At 35.8% G+C, this 18,224-nt stretch carries 13 protein-coding genes; 7 read left to right on the top strand and 6 right to left on the bottom strand.

Annotated features, from left to right (window positions below; translation table 11 throughout):
* Window positions 1-15: 15 nt before the first annotated feature.
* A complete protein-coding gene (locus ABN236_RS17385) occupies window positions 16-648 on the bottom strand; it encodes a TetR/AcrR family transcriptional regulator C-terminal domain-containing protein (protein WP_075674273.1) in 633 nt (210 codons plus the stop codon).
* Window positions 649-766: 118 nt separating this feature from the next.
* Here ABN236_RS17385 and ABN236_RS17380 point away from each other — a divergent pair, with 118 nt between their 5' ends.
* Together ABN236_RS17380 and ABN236_RS17375 are read left to right on the top strand one after the other, a co-directional pair.
* Window positions 767-1,867, top strand: coding sequence for an HlyD family secretion protein (locus ABN236_RS17380; protein WP_349474498.1), 1,101 nt, complete (start codon window positions 767-769; stop codon window positions 1,865-1,867).
* Window positions 1,854-3,389: an MFS transporter gene (locus ABN236_RS17375; RefSeq protein ID WP_349474497.1), complete on the top strand. Its 1,536-nt coding sequence runs from the start codon at window positions 1,854-1,856 to the stop codon at window positions 3,387-3,389. Before ABN236_RS17380 ends, ABN236_RS17375 begins: the two co-directional genes overlap by 14 nt.
* A gap of 106 nt (window positions 3,390-3,495) precedes the next feature.
* On the opposite strand, the gene ABN236_RS17370 is transcribed toward ABN236_RS17375, so the two are convergent.
* Together ABN236_RS17370 and ABN236_RS17365 are read right to left on the bottom strand one after the other, a co-directional pair.
* The gene (locus tag ABN236_RS17370; protein ID WP_194951509.1) at window positions 3,496-3,945 is read right to left on the bottom strand and encodes a DUF411 domain-containing protein; all 450 of its coding nucleotides are present in this window, start codon (window positions 3,943-3,945) and stop codon (window positions 3,496-3,498) included.
* A 497-nt stretch (window positions 3,946-4,442) separates the two neighbouring features.
* Window positions 4,443-4,838, bottom strand: a complete 396-nt coding sequence (locus ABN236_RS17365; RefSeq protein WP_194951510.1) for a YgiW/YdeI family stress tolerance OB fold protein — start codon at window positions 4,836-4,838, stop codon at window positions 4,443-4,445.
* Window positions 4,839-5,199: 361 nt separating this feature from the next.
* Here ABN236_RS17365 and satP point away from each other — a divergent pair, with 361 nt between their 5' ends.
* Window positions 5,200-5,763 carry an acetate uptake transporter gene (gene satP, locus ABN236_RS17360; protein ID WP_072065220.1) on the top strand — a complete coding sequence of 188 codons (564 nt, stop codon included), beginning with the start codon at window positions 5,200-5,202 and terminating at the stop codon, window positions 5,761-5,763.
* A 19-nt stretch (window positions 5,764-5,782) separates the two neighbouring features.
* On the opposite strand, the gene ABN236_RS17355 is transcribed toward satP, so the two are convergent.
* The 3 genes from ABN236_RS17355 to ybiA all read right to left on the bottom strand — a co-directional run bounded on the left by ABN236_RS17355 (window position 5,783) and on the right by ybiA (window position 8,084).
* On the bottom strand, window positions 5,783-6,367 hold the full coding sequence (locus ABN236_RS17355; protein WP_088494174.1) for a rhomboid family intramembrane serine protease: 585 nt from the start codon (window positions 6,365-6,367) through the stop codon (window positions 5,783-5,785).
* 95 nt (window positions 6,368-6,462) lie between these two features.
* On the bottom strand, window positions 6,463-7,374 hold the full coding sequence (gene nagK, locus ABN236_RS17350) for an N-acetylglucosamine kinase (protein ID WP_088494173.1): 912 nt from the start codon (window positions 7,372-7,374) through the stop codon (window positions 6,463-6,465).
* 158 nt (window positions 7,375-7,532) lie between these two features.
* Window positions 7,533-8,084: a riboflavin biosynthesis intermediates N-glycosidase gene (gene ybiA / locus ABN236_RS17345; protein WP_194951513.1), complete on the bottom strand. Its 552-nt coding sequence runs from the start codon at window positions 8,082-8,084 to the stop codon at window positions 7,533-7,535.
* A gap of 1,366 nt (window positions 8,085-9,450) precedes the next feature.
* On the opposite strand from ybiA, the gene ABN236_RS17340 reads away from it, so the two are divergent.
* The 4 genes from ABN236_RS17340 (at window position 9,451) to ABN236_RS17325 (ending at window position 18,210) form a co-directional block, all read left to right on the top strand.
* On the top strand, window positions 9,451-9,849 hold the full coding sequence (locus ABN236_RS17340) for a hypothetical protein (protein ID WP_194951514.1): 399 nt from the start codon (window positions 9,451-9,453) through the stop codon (window positions 9,847-9,849).
* Window positions 9,850-10,020: 171 nt separating this feature from the next.
* On the top strand, window positions 10,021-12,141 hold the full coding sequence (bcsA, locus tag ABN236_RS17335; RefSeq protein WP_194951515.1) for a UDP-forming cellulose synthase catalytic subunit: 2,121 nt from the start codon (window positions 10,021-10,023) through the stop codon (window positions 12,139-12,141).
* Window positions 12,142-12,143: 2 nt separating this feature from the next.
* Window positions 12,144-14,495, top strand: coding sequence for a cellulose biosynthesis cyclic di-GMP-binding regulatory protein BcsB (gene bcsB / locus ABN236_RS17330; protein WP_194951516.1), 2,352 nt, complete (start codon window positions 12,144-12,146; stop codon window positions 14,493-14,495).
* Window positions 14,496-14,508: 13 nt separating this feature from the next.
* On the top strand, window positions 14,509-18,210 hold the full coding sequence (locus ABN236_RS17325) for a cellulose biosynthesis protein BcsC (RefSeq protein ID WP_349474496.1): 3,702 nt from the start codon (window positions 14,509-14,511) through the stop codon (window positions 18,208-18,210).
* Window positions 18,211-18,224: the final 14 nt, after the last annotated feature.

The following is an 18,224-nucleotide window of genomic DNA, read 5'->3' as shown; positions in this document are numbered from 1 at the left end:
GCTATTTTTTCAATTCTAATTAATTTGATGCTGAAAACCGAGCAATAATTGCTCTAATCCAAATTCGAAGCGACTTGTAAAATCATCAGCAAAAAGAACCTCTCTTGCTTGCCAAGTTTGAGGAAATTTATCTTGGACTAATTGCTCAAATGCCTCTCTTTTATCCATTAATTCTGCTTTTTCAATGAGCATGACGGATTGTTGTTCTATACAACATCCTAAAATAAAATAGAGTAACGCCATTGTCATTTTGCTGGCTAATTGAGCTGAAGTACCTGACTGCATAATTGCATTAATAAAAGTATTATTTATACGTAATACATTTTCAGAAATGACATAAGTACCTGCAAATACTCTGGCACCGTCCCTATGACGTAAAAATGCGTTTCTTAAATCATAAGAAAGGCGTGTTATATCTTTTTTCCAATCATTATGAAATTCAAAATTTACGGCAACATCGCTGACTATTCTATCCGCGATCCCTTCAATTAACGTCTGTTTGTTATCAAAGTGCCAATAGAGGGAGGCTGCTTTTATCTGTAAAGCATCCGCTAGTTTACGCATTGTTAAGCCTTCAATACCTTCCGTCTCTAGTAATGCAAGGGCGGTATCTACTACTTTCAGCCGTTCAATTTTAGGTGTTTTCATAAATAATTCTCATTTCCCTCTTTTATATCTAACAATGTTAGTTTACCATATTTATACAACCTAACAATGTTAGATTGCGGGTTAAGTGAGTGGAAATATCGTTATTTAGGAATGAAATATGAAAAACATGCCATCAAGAAAAGAAAAAATAACAGAATTTATAATGACTTATACTCCTTGGATTGCTGTCATTTTAGTTATTGTATTGATTACAACTGCAACGTTAGATTGGGATAAATGGTGGAGTGATGCACGATATCAATCCACTGATAATGCCTACATAAAAACAGACCCTACAATATTAAAATCAAGAATGACGGGATTTATTTCTGAAATAAAAAAGGAGGATTATCAGTTTGTTAAACAAGGAGATGTTATTGCTATTATTAATGATAACGAACAGTTACTTAGTAAAGAGACCGCTATTGCCGAGTTTAAAAAGGCACAATTACAGTTTAATAATTTAAAAGAAGAGATAAAAGCGTCTGAACTTAATATCGAAACTTTACATAATCGCTATGAAGCGACAGTTATTGATGTCGCTCAAGCGAAAAGAAATCCTTTATTACGAAAAGATTTGATTCGAAGTGGGGCTATAACTCAACAAAATTACCTTGACGCTCAATCTGATTTACAACGTTTAATAAAATTACAAAGCGCAGCTAAAAATGAATGGGAGCAAGCTAAACAATCATTGGTATTACTTAAAGCTCAAGAAGAAATACGTCTAACAGAAAAAAATATTGCTCAAACACGTTATCAACAAACAGAAACAGAACTTACTTATACAAGAATAGAAGCCCCTTTTGATGCTCAGTTAAATAAAATAAAAGTCAATCTTGGTAGTTTAGTTACTCCTGGCACAGAAATCGTCACACTGACTCCTCTAAATCATATTTACATCATTGCGAATTTAAAAGAGACACAGATAAAAAAAATTCTTCCTGAACAAACTGTTTCTATCAATATAGATGCTTTTCCTAATGAAATATATCAAGGAAAAGTTCGTTATATTGGTGCGCAAAGTAGTGGCGAATCGGCATTAATTCCTGCCGATAATGCGAGTGGCAATTTCACTAAAGTTGTTCAACGTATCCCTGTTTACATCACTTTTGATAGTAATAATAAATTATTAGCTAAATTGCGTGCTGGCATGTCTGTCGAGGTAAAAATAGACACAGAAAGTTTATCTATAGAGGAGGTTGATGGTGACGCTTAATTTCTTGTCTGGCGCACAAGAAAATAGACCTTTATTTATCGTATTTTCTGTTTTTCTTGGTGCTATTTTATCTACGTTATTTATTCGTATGTTTTCTATTTCTTTGGCTGATCTACGAGGCATTTTTGCTCTAGATGTAGTCCAAGGAGCTTGGTTAAACGTGGCAATTAATTCTGCTCAGTTAATCAGTATGACATTAGTACCTTGGTTTATGGTGATTTATGGTGCTGAGAAAATATTAATTAGTTCAAGCTTATTACTTTTTGTCTGTTGTATTTTTGTCTCTAGTTATGGCGATTTTATTGGGCTACCTTTTTTATTAATACTGCATTTTTTGATTGGTTTTTGTTTGGGTGTCTATTTGCCAATGACAATTTCTTTGGCATTAAGAAGTTTAAACCCTAATGTTTGGTTAATCGTTATGGCGGCTTATAGCCTACGTGTTTCAGTAGGAATGGATGCAGGAATAGGAATTTCAGGTTCAATATTTGAGATCTTAAATTGGCGCTGGCTCTATTGGGTTTCAATGTTATTTTCGTTAGCTATTATGTTTTTTGCTTGGCGTGGAATGCCAATTACACCTATCAATAAAGAGCAACTTGCACAAAGTGATTGGGGAGGAATGACATTAAAATGCCTAGGTTTAACTCTATTATATATTAGTGTTGTTCAAGGTGAATTACTTGGATGGTGGGACTCTGGGCTAATTATTTCTTGTTTACTTGGTAGTGCTATTTTAATACTGACTTTTATTATTAGAGCGGTAACTTATAGCAAAAGTTTTGGATATCTAAATTGGCTGACAAATTATAATTTAAGGGTCTGTTTTGTCATTGCTTGTTTATACGGTTTTTTAATGTTGCCCAACTCATTATTTGTGCCTTCTTTTTTGAGTATTGTTGCAGGTTTAAAAGCACAACAAATAGGAGAAATAAGCAATGTTGGTTTTATTACCTATCTTCTTTGTAGTCCTTTAGCCATTATTATCGCACGTCGGCTAGAGCCTCGTTTAGTGATGATGATCGGAATGACTATTATTGGTGCTTCTTGTTTACTTGGTCATCAAATTAATTATCAGTGGAGATCGGATGATTTCTTTTTGCTTATTGTGGTACAAGCTATTGGAGAATGTATTTTATTAATTGGTTTAATTGCTTCATTTGTGACCAATATTAAACCCAGTGAAGCGTTGCACCTTGGGGCTTATATTTCAATAGCAAGAGTATTAATGCCAGCACTAGCTGGAGCCTTAATGAATACGTATTTAAGAATATCTTATGATACACACCAAGGATCACTAAGGGGTTATGTACAAACAGGGGAACAAAAATTATTAGGAAAGGGGCTTGATAACGTTCAAGATGTTATGGCTTTAATAACAAGGGAGTCTCATGTCGCATCCTTTATAGATGGATTTCATTTAATAACATGGTTTGTTGTTTTAGGATTGATTTGTCTATTTTTTTTAAAACCTTCACCCGCTAATCCTATTGTGCCAACATTATTTACTATTCAAAAATAAAACTCTGCCTGTAAACGGAATACAGGCAGAGGAAAATAGCACTATCGGAGAGATATATCGCTATTAAAACAACACTACAGTAAGAATAAAACTAACTAAGAAAAACCTAGTTGTAAGCCTTAAATAGAGATTGATTACCTGACTTATCAAAAGCAATAACTTGGTAAGGCTCTTTATAATCACCGGCATACATACCTAAACTTCCTGCAGGCATTCCCCCAACCGCAATACCCGATTTAGATTTATCCACTAAGTCGATATTTTTTAAGCTATCAACTGGGATATGTCCGACTAAGTCTTTACCTTGATAAGTCGCAAAGTGACAACTTAATAAATTATTGGGTACACCTGCTTGTTGGTACTTTTCCATTAATTGTGTTTCTGAAACGATATTCACTTTAACGTTAAAGCCAGCTTCTTTTACACCATCAGCCCATAAAGTACAGCATCCACAACTCTCTGTTTTATAAACTTCAACAACATTATGATTAGAAGCATAAGCTGTACTTGTAAAAGCAGAGATTGCAATGATAGAAGGCAGTAATAACTTTTTCATTGTTCATTCCTTTCATTAAGTTGATAGACGAAACAATAATCTTTCCCCCTACTGGAAGGTCAATTTAATTAAGGTATAAACGCGTAGAGTTTTGTAAAAAAATATTTATAGAAAACAAAGGTATAAATAATACTTTGCTTAGCCTTTTTTGATGTTTTGCGAGAGTATTACTTGATATAAGTAGAAAAAAAGCCTGCATAGCAGGCTTAAAATGGAGAAAACAGGGTAAACGTAGAGTAGTTAGGATGTAAACGACTATGAGGGTATCTCATGAGTTAAAGCACCTCTTGCGAAGAGTGGTTGTGCTTTAACTGGTAATAACTATAAACCTAAACTTAGCCTGAGGTTAAAGCGGAGAAATTTGTATAAAGGATCCAATTTTATTGATTAAACTAAAATATAAAAAAGTGAAAAATAAAAAGCTAATATATTTCAATATATTAGCTTTTATAATAATCAGGCTATATTTAATTTAAAGACAAATTATTTGATGGTAATTATTTGATAATGGTAATTTGTTTTACATCGATCTCTGTACTTGTCCACTCTTTATCAACTTTACCTTCAATTCTGACAGTATTCTCTGGTGTGACTGTTTGTCCGCGCCATCTTTTATTATCAATATCTACATTGATACCGCCAGTGCTATCTTCAAAAACATACAGTTCATCACCAATTTTTTTGGTAATTTTTCCCGTTAAGATAACCCAAGTGTCATCAGAAAGATCTTTTGCTTTAGCTACTGTTGTTTCACTAATAGAAGGGCCTTTGAATCCACCTTGTTCAATTGTGGATGCTTGAATAGAGCCTTGAAAGCCACCTTCATGTGTTGTACTTGCTTGAGATGCAAAAGCCAAAGTACTACCGATTAATAATACAAGTATTTTTTTCATAACAAGCTCGCCTATAGGTTAATAATTCAACTAATTAATATGTTAGATTTTATTTCATTTCTATGTATAAAACCGCATTTTAAGGTAAATTTAAGTATTAATATATCAACTGATTAATATTAACCTTTAAATTATAGACCTTTATTTTTCATTGTTCTTTTTAGTGATATAAGCATCTATCACTAAATACTTCTTTTCTCTAAGTTAAATCCACTAGTTATTTACCCTTGGGATCGGTGCCAGCGGTTATTCAAAAATATACCCTTTGGGATCATTGTTTTTAGATGTGTTACCTCTTATCATCCAGCGCCTTCAAATTTTTTTTAATTTTCCCCTATTATTTTTAGAGGTTTTAGGTTTTATGACTAACGAACGCATTGCCAATCCGGGTCCATTAGGTTTAATGGGTTTTGGTATGACAACGATTTTGTTGAACATACATAATGCCGGTTTTTTCCCAGTAGTCTCAGTCATTATGAGTATGGGAATTTTTTATGGTGGGATAGCTCAGGTTATTGCTGGAATTTTTGAGTTCAAAAAAGGCAATACTTTTGGCGCCACTGCATTTACCTCTTACGGTTTCTTTTGGGTGACATTGGTAGGAATTTGGTTATTACCAGTGATGGGCTTAAGTGAGCCAACAACACCTCTCTTTTTAGGTGTGTTTTTAGCGCTGTGGGGGATCTTTACCTTTTTCATGTTTATTGGCACGTTAAAAGCCAATAGAGCGCTACAGTTTGTCTTTTTAAGTCTGACAATTTTATTTGCTTTATTGGCGATTGGAAATATCACTGGTAATGCACTGATTTTAAAAATTGCCGGTTTTGAAGGTATTATTTGTGGTGCCAGTGCTTTTTATCTTGCAATGGCTGAAGTATTAAATGAGATGTATGGCAGAACAATACTGCCAATTGGTCATAAGTAACCGTTTTATAGAGAAGTGGCTATTTAGCCACTTCTACTACTTGGCTTTTACGGCGAATTAGCTTTCTTGCGCACCATGCATAAAGTAACCCTGCAACAACACCTGAAATATGTGATTCTGTTGATACACCTAATTGTCCCGGAATTAAGCCATAGGCCATTGATCCATAATAGAATAAAACAAAGAGTGCGATCACGATATCGATAATTTTATGGCGAGTAAAAGCGTGAGCAATAAGCAAAGACCATAATCCAAAAATCCATCCACTTGCACCAACATGAATGGCATTTCGCCCAAAAATCCAAACTAATAAACCACTTACGATAATAATAAATATACTTGATAAGACATATTCTCGTAGAGATTGCGTCATGGATAAAAAGCTAAGAATAAGAAGTGGGAGTAGATTACTAAATAGATGAGACCAAGATCCATGAATAAAAGGCGCGATAAAAATACCAATTAAACCTTCTCCTGTTCTTGGAATAATACCCCACTGAAGAAGAGAGATGGAGAGTAGTGAGTTAATAAGTTGAAGTAAGACTAATGTGATAGTTAATCCACCAAGAAAGGTTAGTCTTTTTTTAAACCAAATCTTATCCATAACGATAGCCTTAATAATGTGATGACGCTGGTAAAACACTATAAGCCATAAATAGAAGAGCCTTTAATAAAAGAAGAAAGGCTCTTTTTTATTTATTAGTCTAATAAATTAAGGCAAGCAGCCCCACGAGCGCCACCTGCATCACCATGGCGTGCTTTTTCTATTAATGGGATTTGTGCATTTCCGTAAACACAGCGTGAAAGATATTCAGGCAATAGCTCATACAGCGCGTTAAATTGAGATAATCCACCACCAATAACAATTAAATGCGGGTCAAGCACAGTAAGAATATTGCTAAGGTAAATCGCAAGTACTTTCATATAGCGATCAACATGTTCTTGTGTTTTTGCATCCCCTGCATAATATTGTTCAACAATATCAACAGCTCTTTGTGGGGCATCATTGAAGGCTTTATACATACGCTCAAAGCCACGACCAGATAAATAGGTTTCAAAACACGCTTTTTTACCACAACCACAAATAATTTTTGGCATCGTTTCACCGATCACATTATCTGCATCCACATTCAGATTCATATGACCGATTTCACCAGCAATCCCATTCTTGCCAGACAATACTTTGCCATCAATAACAAAACCACCACCCACACCCGTTCCTAATATAAGACCTAATACCGAAGGGTGATGACGAAACTCAGGGTCCCAAGCTTCTGATAAAGCAAAGCAGTTAGCATCATTTTCAACTTTAACGGGTCTATTGAGTATATGTGCGAGATCGTGAACCATTGGTTTGTATTTAGCTGCTGGAACATTAGTAGTAAATACCGTTCCTTCTTTAGAATTCACAATACCGGGAACACCTACACCCACTTTTCCCTTACAACCTAGTTCATTGTCAGCTTCTAAAGTTAGGTCCTTAAAAACATTCAATAATGCCTGATAGTCATTTTTAGGTGTAGGAACTCGTTTTTGCCATACTTGAGTCAGATCTTTATCAAAAACGGCAAGCTCAATTTTTGTGCCGCCCATATCAAAACCATAATACATATCAGTCTCTTAATTATTCTGTAAATATTATTTATAGCAACGACAAGGTTGTCGTTACGTGGCCATTTCTATTTCAGTCAATACTTAAGTTATCTCTACTGCTTATATACACTAGGTTAAAGAAGAACAGTGATTGGTGACAGTTGAGTTTTCTTTATCTATTGATTACTACCTTCAATCAAAACACTACGTACTTTCATTAGAGCAAAGCCTAATAAATTTAATCCATTCCAAAGAAGAGGGTTGTTAATCTCGTTATCTTGCTCACTTAATCCGACGCCCCATATTTTATCAACGGGGCTTGCCTCAACAAGCACACGATTGCCTGTTGAAATCAGAAATTTACCAAGTTCTTCATTTTGGGAAAACTTAGCGACATTGGCACGGATAACAATATCCATGCGGTGTTGTTCCCAAATGTTTTGGTCAAATCCTTTTACTTCTCTACCTAATGCTTTTGCTGAACCTGGATTAGAGGTGGTAATTATGCGTTCTCTGACTTCTATATCATTAAATAACCTTGCTTTTTCAGCCATCATATAGTGCTCAGCGCTGGCATAACGTACTTCATCTAATATAAAAGGTGCTGGATACCATTGGCTAAAGCAACTTTTTGCTATGTCATTACCTTTACTTTTGTGTCCCCAAAAGTAAATGAACTTTATTTTCTTGCCTGTACGAAATTCTTTTTTTAATTGTTCTAAATCCATCTTTTTTCCAGTTATCTCGAATACTCCTAATTCATTTAATAAAGATAGCATAGAAGTAAACAAGGATAGAGTGCCTTTTTGCTATTCTGTGAGTAGGTGAAGCGATTCCGCTATTTTAAATTATTTTTATTAAATCAGTCTTAATTTGATTGGTTTTTGCTGAATAATAAAAAAAATAGAACTTAGTTTCTTAGGATTACTCTTAAAAGAATTCATCTAAAGAATATCTTTATTTATATAGTTACATAAAAAGATAATCTTAAAACGATACTGCTTACTTAGTAGAAAGGTGTAGTTAATTAAGTATTTTTAATATAAAAAAGCGTAAATATCGGTATTTGTACTAATTGTTAGTATTTATAACTAATATAATGCTTATTATATGATTAATTCAATAACTTAGGGTGATTGGTATGCTAATTTTCATCGTTACATTTATTATTTGAACTACGTCACGATTGTGTGTTTGTTAAGCTAAATTAACAATATCATTTTATAGGTAAAATATCGCTTAAGTTAATTATTCTGGAATACAGGTTATTCTTAGCGGTATTTACTATAAGTAAAGAATAAAATACATCATAGATTGATAATCTATTTTTGTTTTTTATTTGGAGGTTTTTTTCTAAAACTTAACCAACGCTGATGTATTTTATTTTATTTCAATAAAATAAAACGGTCGTAATATGATAAAAAGCAATAAAGTCACCTTTTAGGTGTAAAAAAGAAACCTGTTTTGATGATGATCAATATGGATAAATAATCCTTTATGTTTTTAATTGTTATTTTTTTAGTCTTTTTTAGAATGAAAAAATGAAGGGATATTAAAATTGATCTTGATGGGTTCTTTGATTTTTAGAAGAAATAATATCAATAAATAATTATTTTAGAATTTTATTTTTATAAAATTTATACAAATTGTTATTAGTTAACTCTAGTTATTATCTGGTTTTAAAACCCATTTTTTTAGGTAAAAAAGACGCTATTTTTGATAGTGATAATAAATATTAAATTAAGTAAAAATACTCATTTTTATAAAGTGAAAATGAGTACCGTTTTACTTTTTACACTTTTTTTGATGTTGTCTTTTTCATTAAAATAATTATACAATTTAATTTAAATAATCATTACTCCTAATCGGATGATGCTTATTTGTAATTAAATAAATCAGTATTTATAAGATTATTTTACCCTACATAGTTGATGTTCATTAATTGATGATTTAATGAGAGTTTAAATATGAATTTATAAAGATATATTTTTAACTTATTGTGAAAATTATCTATAAGGTTCTCTCTTCCTTATTTTGGATGAGCATCAAATTATTGAACAAGGTTTAGAGTACTGTTATTAAAGGGGCCACACTATGTATGATGATATTAGTAACCTAAAAGATAAGTTTCAGGAAGATGCCTTTGCTTTTCAGGATTTTTCTTCCTCTACAATACAAGATGTTGATAACAAAATAGAACCAGTAGTTATAAATAAAGAAGATAATAATAAAATTAGTAATTTAAGTAATAATACGTTTTCTGAAACTTCACTTGTTGTGAAAAACGAACCAAAACAGCCTGTTACTTCATCGTCTATTCCTTCTTATCACCAGGATGCTTTAGTTGTTAAAGCAAAGAAAGACAATTTAATTAAGAGTAAGCAAAATTTGTTAGCAGATAATAAAATATTTGATAGCAAAGAAACGGATAGAGTTCATGCTCATGAAAATATATCATTAAAAGATATATTGTCATTTATTGCCTCTGTCTAATCTAAATAAGCAAAACTCTTTGTGTAAATAAATAATATTGACTGGTGTCAATCTTTAGCCATTGTTATTTTATTTTTTAAGATGGGTTTATTTCTTTTCGATATTTATTAATGTCGATGGGGTGCCTTTGTCTTAAGAAAAGATCTATGGCGATGACAAAGGTATGGGTTTATGAATAAAATATTTAAAACATTAATTACGGCTTTTCTATTGATAACAATGTTTTCACTCATTGTTATGCCAATGAGTGCCGAACAACAATATATATTCGGTATTATCAATATATTGCTGTTATTTGTTATCGGTTTTAAAAAATCAAAAAAACGATTATTAACAATGGTTTTTATTTCATTGTTGATGTCAACGCGTTATCTCTACTGGCGTGCAACAAATACCTTAAATTTTAATACAACTATTGAAGCTGTTTTAGGTAGCGGTTTATTTATGGCTGAAATTTATTCTTGGATAATATTAGTCCTAGGATATTTCCAAACATCATGGCCATTAAATAGAAAAATAGCACCTTTACCTAAAGATATTTCTCAATGGCCTACTGTTGATATTTATATTCCAACATATAACGAAAGCTTAGATGTAGTACGTGATACCGTCTTAGCTGCACAAGCTATCGATTATCCACAAGATAAAATGAAAGTTTATATATTGGATGATGGTAGCCGTGAAGAATTTAAACAATTCGCTGGTGATGTTGGTGTAACTTACATTGAACGTGAAGTCCATGATCACGCAAAAGCGGGTAACTTAAATCATGCGATGGGATTAACAGACGGTGAGCTCATTTGCGTTTTTGACTGTGACCACATCTCAACACGTATTTTCTTGCAGGCAACGGTAGGAAGCTTCCTTGAAGATCCAAAATTAGCGCTGATCCAAACACCACACTATTTCTACTCGTCAGACCCATTTGAACGTAACTTAAGTGCGGCTAAAGATGCACCGCATGAAGGCGCACTTTTCTATGGTCCTGTTCAACGTGGTAATGATAACTGGAATGCGACATTCTTCTGTGGTTCATGTGCTGTTATGCGTCGTAGTGCCCTTGAAGAAATCGGTGGTATCGCTGTTGAAACGGTAACTGAAGATGCTCACACTGCGCTTAAATTACAACGTTTAGGTTGGAACTCTGCATTTATTGATATTCCTTTAGCTGCTGGTCTTGCAACAGAACGTTTAGCATTACACGTTAACCAACGTATTCGTTGGGCTAGAGGGATGACGCAAATATTCCGCGTCGATAATCCAATGTTAGGTCGTGGTTTAACATTCCCTCAGCGTTTATGTTATCTCAATGCCATGCTCCACTTTCAGTACGGTTTGCCTCGTATCATCTTCTTGACTGCTCCGTTACTGTTTATGTTATTTAACCTCAATATTATCGCTTCATCTGCCAGCATGATATTTGCCTATGCATTACCACACTTAATCATGTCGGTTTATGTAAACTCGAAAAATATCGGTAAATACCGTTACTCTTTCTGGGGTGAAATTTATGAAACCGTTATGGCATTTAGTTTGGTATTACCTACTTTACTGAGCTTAGTTTCACCAAAATTAGGTAAATTTAACGTAACAGATAAAGGTGATTTGCTTGATAAAAGCTATATGGATTACCTCACTGTGCGTCCATTAATTATTACTGCACTTCTTCTTATCACTGGGATTTCATGGGTTGTTGTTCGTTATCTATTAAATGACTTCCAAGGTATTGACCCACTGGTTATTGTTTTAAACCTTACTTGGGCGACTTACAGTTTATTTATCATTCTTGCCTCTATTGCGGTTGGTAAAGAGACTCGACAAATTCGTAAGAATACACGTATCAACGCATCTCTACCGATCACATTACATTTTGATGATGGTGCTGAGTTAACGACGACCACTGAAGATATTTCTATGGGTGGCGTTCGCATCGCCGTAAATAAGATGTCTGAACTTCGCCAACGTAATGTCACTTCAATCACTCTGAATGTACAACGAGATGAAGTTACTGTTCCTGTTGATATGGTGAGTTTAGAAAGCAATCAACTACGCCTTGAATTCTTACCTATTGATTTAAATCTTCGCCGTAAATTAGTGCGCATTATCTTTGGTCGTGCTGATGCATGGATCCATCAAGCAGATTATAAAGACAAACCATTTAAAGAATTGGCAGGCATTACGCGTTGTATTTTTGAATTGTTCTTTGGTCGTCGCCAAAAAGTGAAAGCACCAGCAGCAAGAACAAAAGCAAAAGCTTCACTCTCTGTGCAATCTATTAACGGGGATGACTAAGCATGAAAAAGAAACTGACATTAATGCTAAGCCTAACGGCGATAGCTATCGCAAGTATTAATCTTTCCCAAGCAGATACCGGAATGTTAGAGCTAGGAGGGGAGCTTTTACCTGATCCAACTTCTTATACACATTCGCCTGTGCAACAAAATGCGAATAACCCGATCCAACTTGAAGAGGGTGTATTGTCTGAAGCGCGTAATATCGAAGAGCAATTAACATTGGCACAGATGGGAAATCCATCACCTATTGTGTTATCAGGAAGAAAATTACTTTCTGGTGTGACGTTTAATATGGCGAATGATTTATTTATTGATAACGCCACATTAACGATGAAAGTGAAAGCGTCTCAAGGATTAATTCAATCCGATCAAACACTTCACTTAATGCTAAATGGTCAACCTATGGGATTTCTACCTTTAGAAGAAGGTGGGCAAGAGCATGAATATGTTTTAGAAATCCCTGAAATGATGTTGACGAATGTGAATAACCTCAGCTTTCGTTTAGCCAATCGTGATGCGTTGGATGAAAACCAATGTATTCCTCCATTGGCTGAAGGATTAAGTCTGGTTATCTCACCTGATTCATCATTAGATTATCGAGGTCGCTGGATTAATGGCGGGTATAGTCTGGAACGATTGCCCCTACCGTTCTTTGACCCTGACAGAATGACAGCGACCTCGTTACCTATCATATTGTCAGATAAACCTGACCATGCAGAGGTAACAACAGCAGCTATTGCTGCATCATGGTTTGGCAGTTTTAGCCATGATATTAAGCAAGTTGATTTACCTGTCTTAATGAATCAGTTACCTGAAAGTGATGGTATTTTAGTCGGCTATTCAGGACAAACTATTGCGGGTATTACATTACCTTCAGGAAATAGTGGGCAATTAACCATTGTTGATAACCCGGTCGATCCAGTTTTCAAATTATTACTGATCAGTGGTGATAATGAGAAATCTCTTCGCCAAGCTGTATGGGCGTTAAACAACGGTAAGTTGCCACAAAACGATCACTTAGTGGTGCCTTCTCAAACGCTTGCTATGCGTAAAGATTATGATGCACCTCGTTGGTTAAATACCAATAAACCTGTTTCGTTAAGTCAAATTGCTAATGGTAGTGATGACTTCTCACGTCAAGGTATTAACCATGCACCGAATCAGTTTTCGTTTCGTGTTTCTCCCGACCTCTTTTGGTGGGATGGTGATGCGCTGCCTTTAGATTTGAAATATGTTTTCCCTCATTCGGATAAACTAAATAGTCGTCGTTCTTCATTGATTGCTTCTTTGAATAACCAATTCTTAGGTGCATTGTATCCGGCGCGTTCAGAACCTTTAGGTATGTTAAGACAATGGCTAGGAATGGAGAGTGAGCAGCAAAATAGCACGCTCTATTTAAATCCTCGTCAGATCTACAGTCAAAATCAATTGCAGTTTTATTTTGATTTACGCGAACCTGAGGATGCTCCTTGTATTTTAACGGATGGCAGCAGCTTAATTAGCCAAATTGATCCGCAATCAACGCTGCAATTTAAAAATACTTGGCACTACTCAAGAATGCCGAACTTGGCTTATTTTTCAGGGGCATCATTCCCATTTAGCCGTCGTGCGGATTTTTCACAAACCACACTGCTATTACCTGAAAATCCAACAATCGAAGAACTTTATACCTTAGTGAACTTAATGGCGAGATCGGGTTATGCCACAGGTACACCGGTTTCTCATGCATCAGTTTTCTTAGGTGCTAAAGAGCTTGAGAAAAATAATCTCTCTCAACAGGATGTGTTAGCGATTGGTTCATTAAGTAGTGAAGGATTTTTACCCGCTCGTTTTTCACAACAAGCTTTCTCATTTTTAAATAAAAACGTCGAAATTAAACCTCAATCATTGATTGATAAAGCAAAAGGTTGGATGGCTGGCGATTATTTATCTCAAAGTGGTGATGCTGCAAGTTACTTATCTTCAGTGAAAGACTGGCGTGGCATGATGAGTTTTATCTCCCCTTGGGCAAGCGATAGGGTTGTCGTATTAGTTACAGCTAAAGGTAATGATTCGATAAAAACCATTATCAATGACTTAAATTTAGCCCAAATAAATGCGGCGATTAAAGGTGACATCACACTTATTAGTGGCAAAGACACCGTAAAAAGTTTCCATTTAGGTGAACACTTCTCGCAAGGTGACTTACCTTTCTTACAACAATTCCTTTGGTATAGCTCTAGACACGTCTATTTGCTGGGTCTTTTAGCTGTTGGTTTTTGTGCGTTGACGGGCCTCGTGACTTATTACTGGTTACAACGTCGTTCAACTCGTCGTTTACATCAGATATCACAGCATCGTTCAGACAAATAAGGGGGGATATAAGATGAAAAATCACGCACTTAATATCATCGTTAAAGTCATCTACGCAGGTTGCATTTTAGGGGCTTCAAGCCAAGTACAAGCAACGGCGGTTGAGGCAAATATAGCAGCAACTGATCCAAATATTGTCAGTTCTCTTATTGAACAAGCTAACTATTGGCATGGTAGAGCGCACGATGAGCGTGCAGTAGAAGCACTGCAAAAAGTACTGATTATGGAAAGCAATAATCAGGATGCGCTGTATTTAATGGCGTTCTTTACTGCACAACAAGGTAATGAAAAACAAGCAACTTATTGGCGAGAAAAACTTGCGCAAATTGCACCGCAAGATCCACGAATTGATGGATTAAAAAACATCCGATCATCACAATTTAGTGAACAGCAATTAGGATATGCCAGAGAGTTAGCGAAAAAAGGCCAACACGAAGAAGCGATAAAAGCGTACCAACGTTTATTTGTGAGCAGTGAGCCACCTGAAACACTGGCGTTAGAATATTATCAAACAATGGCAGGTGTACCTGCAATGTTGCCTCAAGCCATTACGGGATTAAAACAACGTGCTGCATTGATGCCTGATAATAAAGAAACGCAAAAAGCATTAGGATTAACATTAACTTATAACGAAGAGACTCGTCGTGAAGGGATAACTATTTTAGGTAATATCTCAGGTGATGAGTCAGCCAAAAAAGGTATGCGTCAAGCTTTGTTATGGTTGAATGTCCGTCCTGATGATGACGTGTTATATAAAACCTATTTGCAAGCAAACCCGAACGATAAAGCGGTTGCAGAGCATTACCAAGGTGCTATTCAAGGTAATGCACGCCAAGCAGGTTATACCGCATTAAACAAAGGTAAATTGAAAGAAGCCGAAGGCTATTTCAAACAAGCTTTAGCGTCAGATAACAATGATGCGCAAGCCTTAGCGGGTTTAGGTTATATCGCATTACGTTCAGGTGATTTAACCACAGGTCAGCGTTTATTAAATCAAGCTGCGCAATCGGGTGGCGAACAAGGCAGTAAATGGAAGCAACAAGCGGAAGATGCGGGTTTTTATGCGCAATTACGCAGCGCACAACAACGCGCTAAACAAGGAAATATTCAACAAGCTATTGAACAATTAGCCCCATTAACCAGTGCTTCAGGTGAAAAGGGGTTATCTGCCAATTTATTACAAGCTGACTTATTACGTAAGCAAGGTAATTTACCGGCTGCCCACCAATTGTTGTCAGGGCTTTATCAGCAAAATAGCCGTAATGAAAAAGTGATTTCTGCTTATTACTATTTATTAGTTCAGGAAGGACAGAATACGAAAGCAGAACAATTACTGGCTCAACAATCTGCCTCTTTGCGTCAAAAACTAACAGCGAATACCGATCCTTCTGAGAAATTACGCCGTGAAGCGCAAAAAGCGTTAGAAAATGGTAATCGTGTTCAAGCAAGGCAATTGCTTTTACAAGCACAGCGTAAAAACCCGCAAAATAACTGGGTTTACCTTGATTTAGCACGCTTAATGGCAGCTGATGGCGACAGTGTTGGCGCAAAAAATACTATTTCGCAGCTACAAAACCGTAGAACAAGAGATTCTGATTATGTGGCATCTCTGTTTTATGTTGAGCAAAAAGAGTGGGATAAAGTTTTTAACTTACTAAGTAGCCATAATCAACAAACTGAAGCTGAAAAAGAGTTATTACAGCGTGCTCGTTTTCATCGCCAACTTGCGCAAGCTGACCATTATCGTCAGGCTGGAAACCTTGTAGCAATGCGTAATATTTTACGTCCATTAATTAATCAAGTCGCTGATTATCCAAATGATGTGGGTGAATTAGCAGAGAAATTGGTTAACAGTGGATTAAACGATGAAGCGTTGCAATTAGTTGAAAGTGATATTGCAAAAGGCACTAAAGGCTCGGTAGGTAATTACGCAGGTCATATCAACGTTCTCAATGAGTTAGGTCATTATACACAAGCATCTAGCTTGATTAACGATCCCGCTTTACAACAAGAAACACCGATTGTTGAGAAAAAACGTTTAGAAGTTGCGACTAAAGTTGCGCAAGCCGATAGTTTACGTGAAAAAGGCGAAATTAAAGCAGCTTATGACACGTTAGTTGTTGCTTTAAAAGCATCACCAAATGATCCTGATTTATTAATGGCATTAAGTCGTGTTTATTTAGCGCAATCAATGCCTGAACAATCAAACAAAATTCTTTCTTACTTAGAAAAAGAGCAAGGAAAAGATAGCAAATTAATCCAAGCTCAAATTGAAGTGGCATTAGCTCAGAAAGATGGAAGAAAAGCACAGCAGTTGTTGCAGCAAATTCCTTCATCCTCGCAACCGGCTTATTTATTACAAGCCGCGCAAATTGCGCAATTAAATGGTGAGAATCGTAAAGCATTAACGTTACTGCGCAGTGCGCAGTGGCAAAACAGTGGTAGCACACTGAACACTTCTGCCGGTCAATTAAGTGCATTAGGGGGCAGTGATAATTCTGCTATTGCGGGTTCTATCTATGAACGTAAAGAGATGGCATCGGTTCAACGCACTATTCGTGAGCTAGAAGAAAAAGTCTCACCTTGGGTACAAGGTGGTGTAGCTATACGTCATCGTAATGGTGATAAAGGATTATCTAACGTCACCGAAATTTCAGCACCAATGAGCATTTCAAGTGTACCTGGTGAAGAGTTCCGTTGGGAATTTAGTGTTAATCCAGTTTCGATGACAAGTGGTTCGGTTTCAGGAGAAAGAGCTAACCGCTTTGGTTCTGGTCAGCTTCAACATGCTGAACGCTTTGCTAAGAATAGCGATAACCATGATGAGAAAAACAAAATTAATGCCGATGAAGCAGGTAGCCAACGTGCTTCTGGTGTTGAATTAGGACTGCGTTTATCAGACAAGGATATCAGCTTTGATGTGGGTTCAACGCCATTAGGTAAAGATACAGCAACGGTTGTCGGTGGCCTCACATATTCACCTCAAATTAGCCAAAATGGGCAATTAACACTGACCGCAGAGCGCAGAGCCATAAAAGATAGTCTACTTTCTTATATGGGGCGTACTGATCCAATGACTGGCGAAAGTTGGGGGCGTGTAACTCGTAACGGCGCTAAAGTTCAATATGCTTGGGATGATGGAAAAATTGGGGCTTATGCTGGTGGTGGTTTCTATAACTACGAAGGTAAAAGTGTTGCGAGTAATGATGAAGTGAAAGCGTGGATTGGCTCTTATGCTAAGTTCTATAAAGACGATCAACAAGAAGTAAAAGCAGGTGTGCATGTTGATTATATGAACTTTAGAAATAACCAGAACTACTTCTCACTAGGACATGGTGGTTACTTTAGTCCACAAGATTATGTGTCTGTTTCATTGCCTGTTGCTTATACCCGCCGTTTTGAAAAAGGTGAAGTTTCATTAAATGGTGCAATAGGGATACAAAGTTACAAACAAAAAGGTAGCGATTATTTCCCAACGCATGGTTATATGCAAAACGCATTAAATAAAAAGAATGCGAGCGATCCTCGTATTAAATCTCAGTACGCAGAAGAAGACGAAACGAATTTTACTTACAGATTAGGTTTAGACGCGAAATATTATTTAAACAAAGAAACCGAGTTAGGTGTCAGCTTATCGCATGATACATCGGGTGATTATGCTGAAGATAATATGTGGTTACACTTAAAATATACCCCAGACTTCCTGTCTAAATAATTAAGGAGACAAAT

The organism is Proteus sp. fly-1013, from assembly GCF_040140245.1.
GTDB classification, from domain to species: domain Bacteria; phylum Pseudomonadota; class Gammaproteobacteria; order Enterobacterales; family Enterobacteriaceae; genus Proteus; species Proteus mirabilis_B.
Note: the sequence above shows the minus strand (reverse complement) of the source record. Positions and strands in the feature narration are given on the sequence as shown.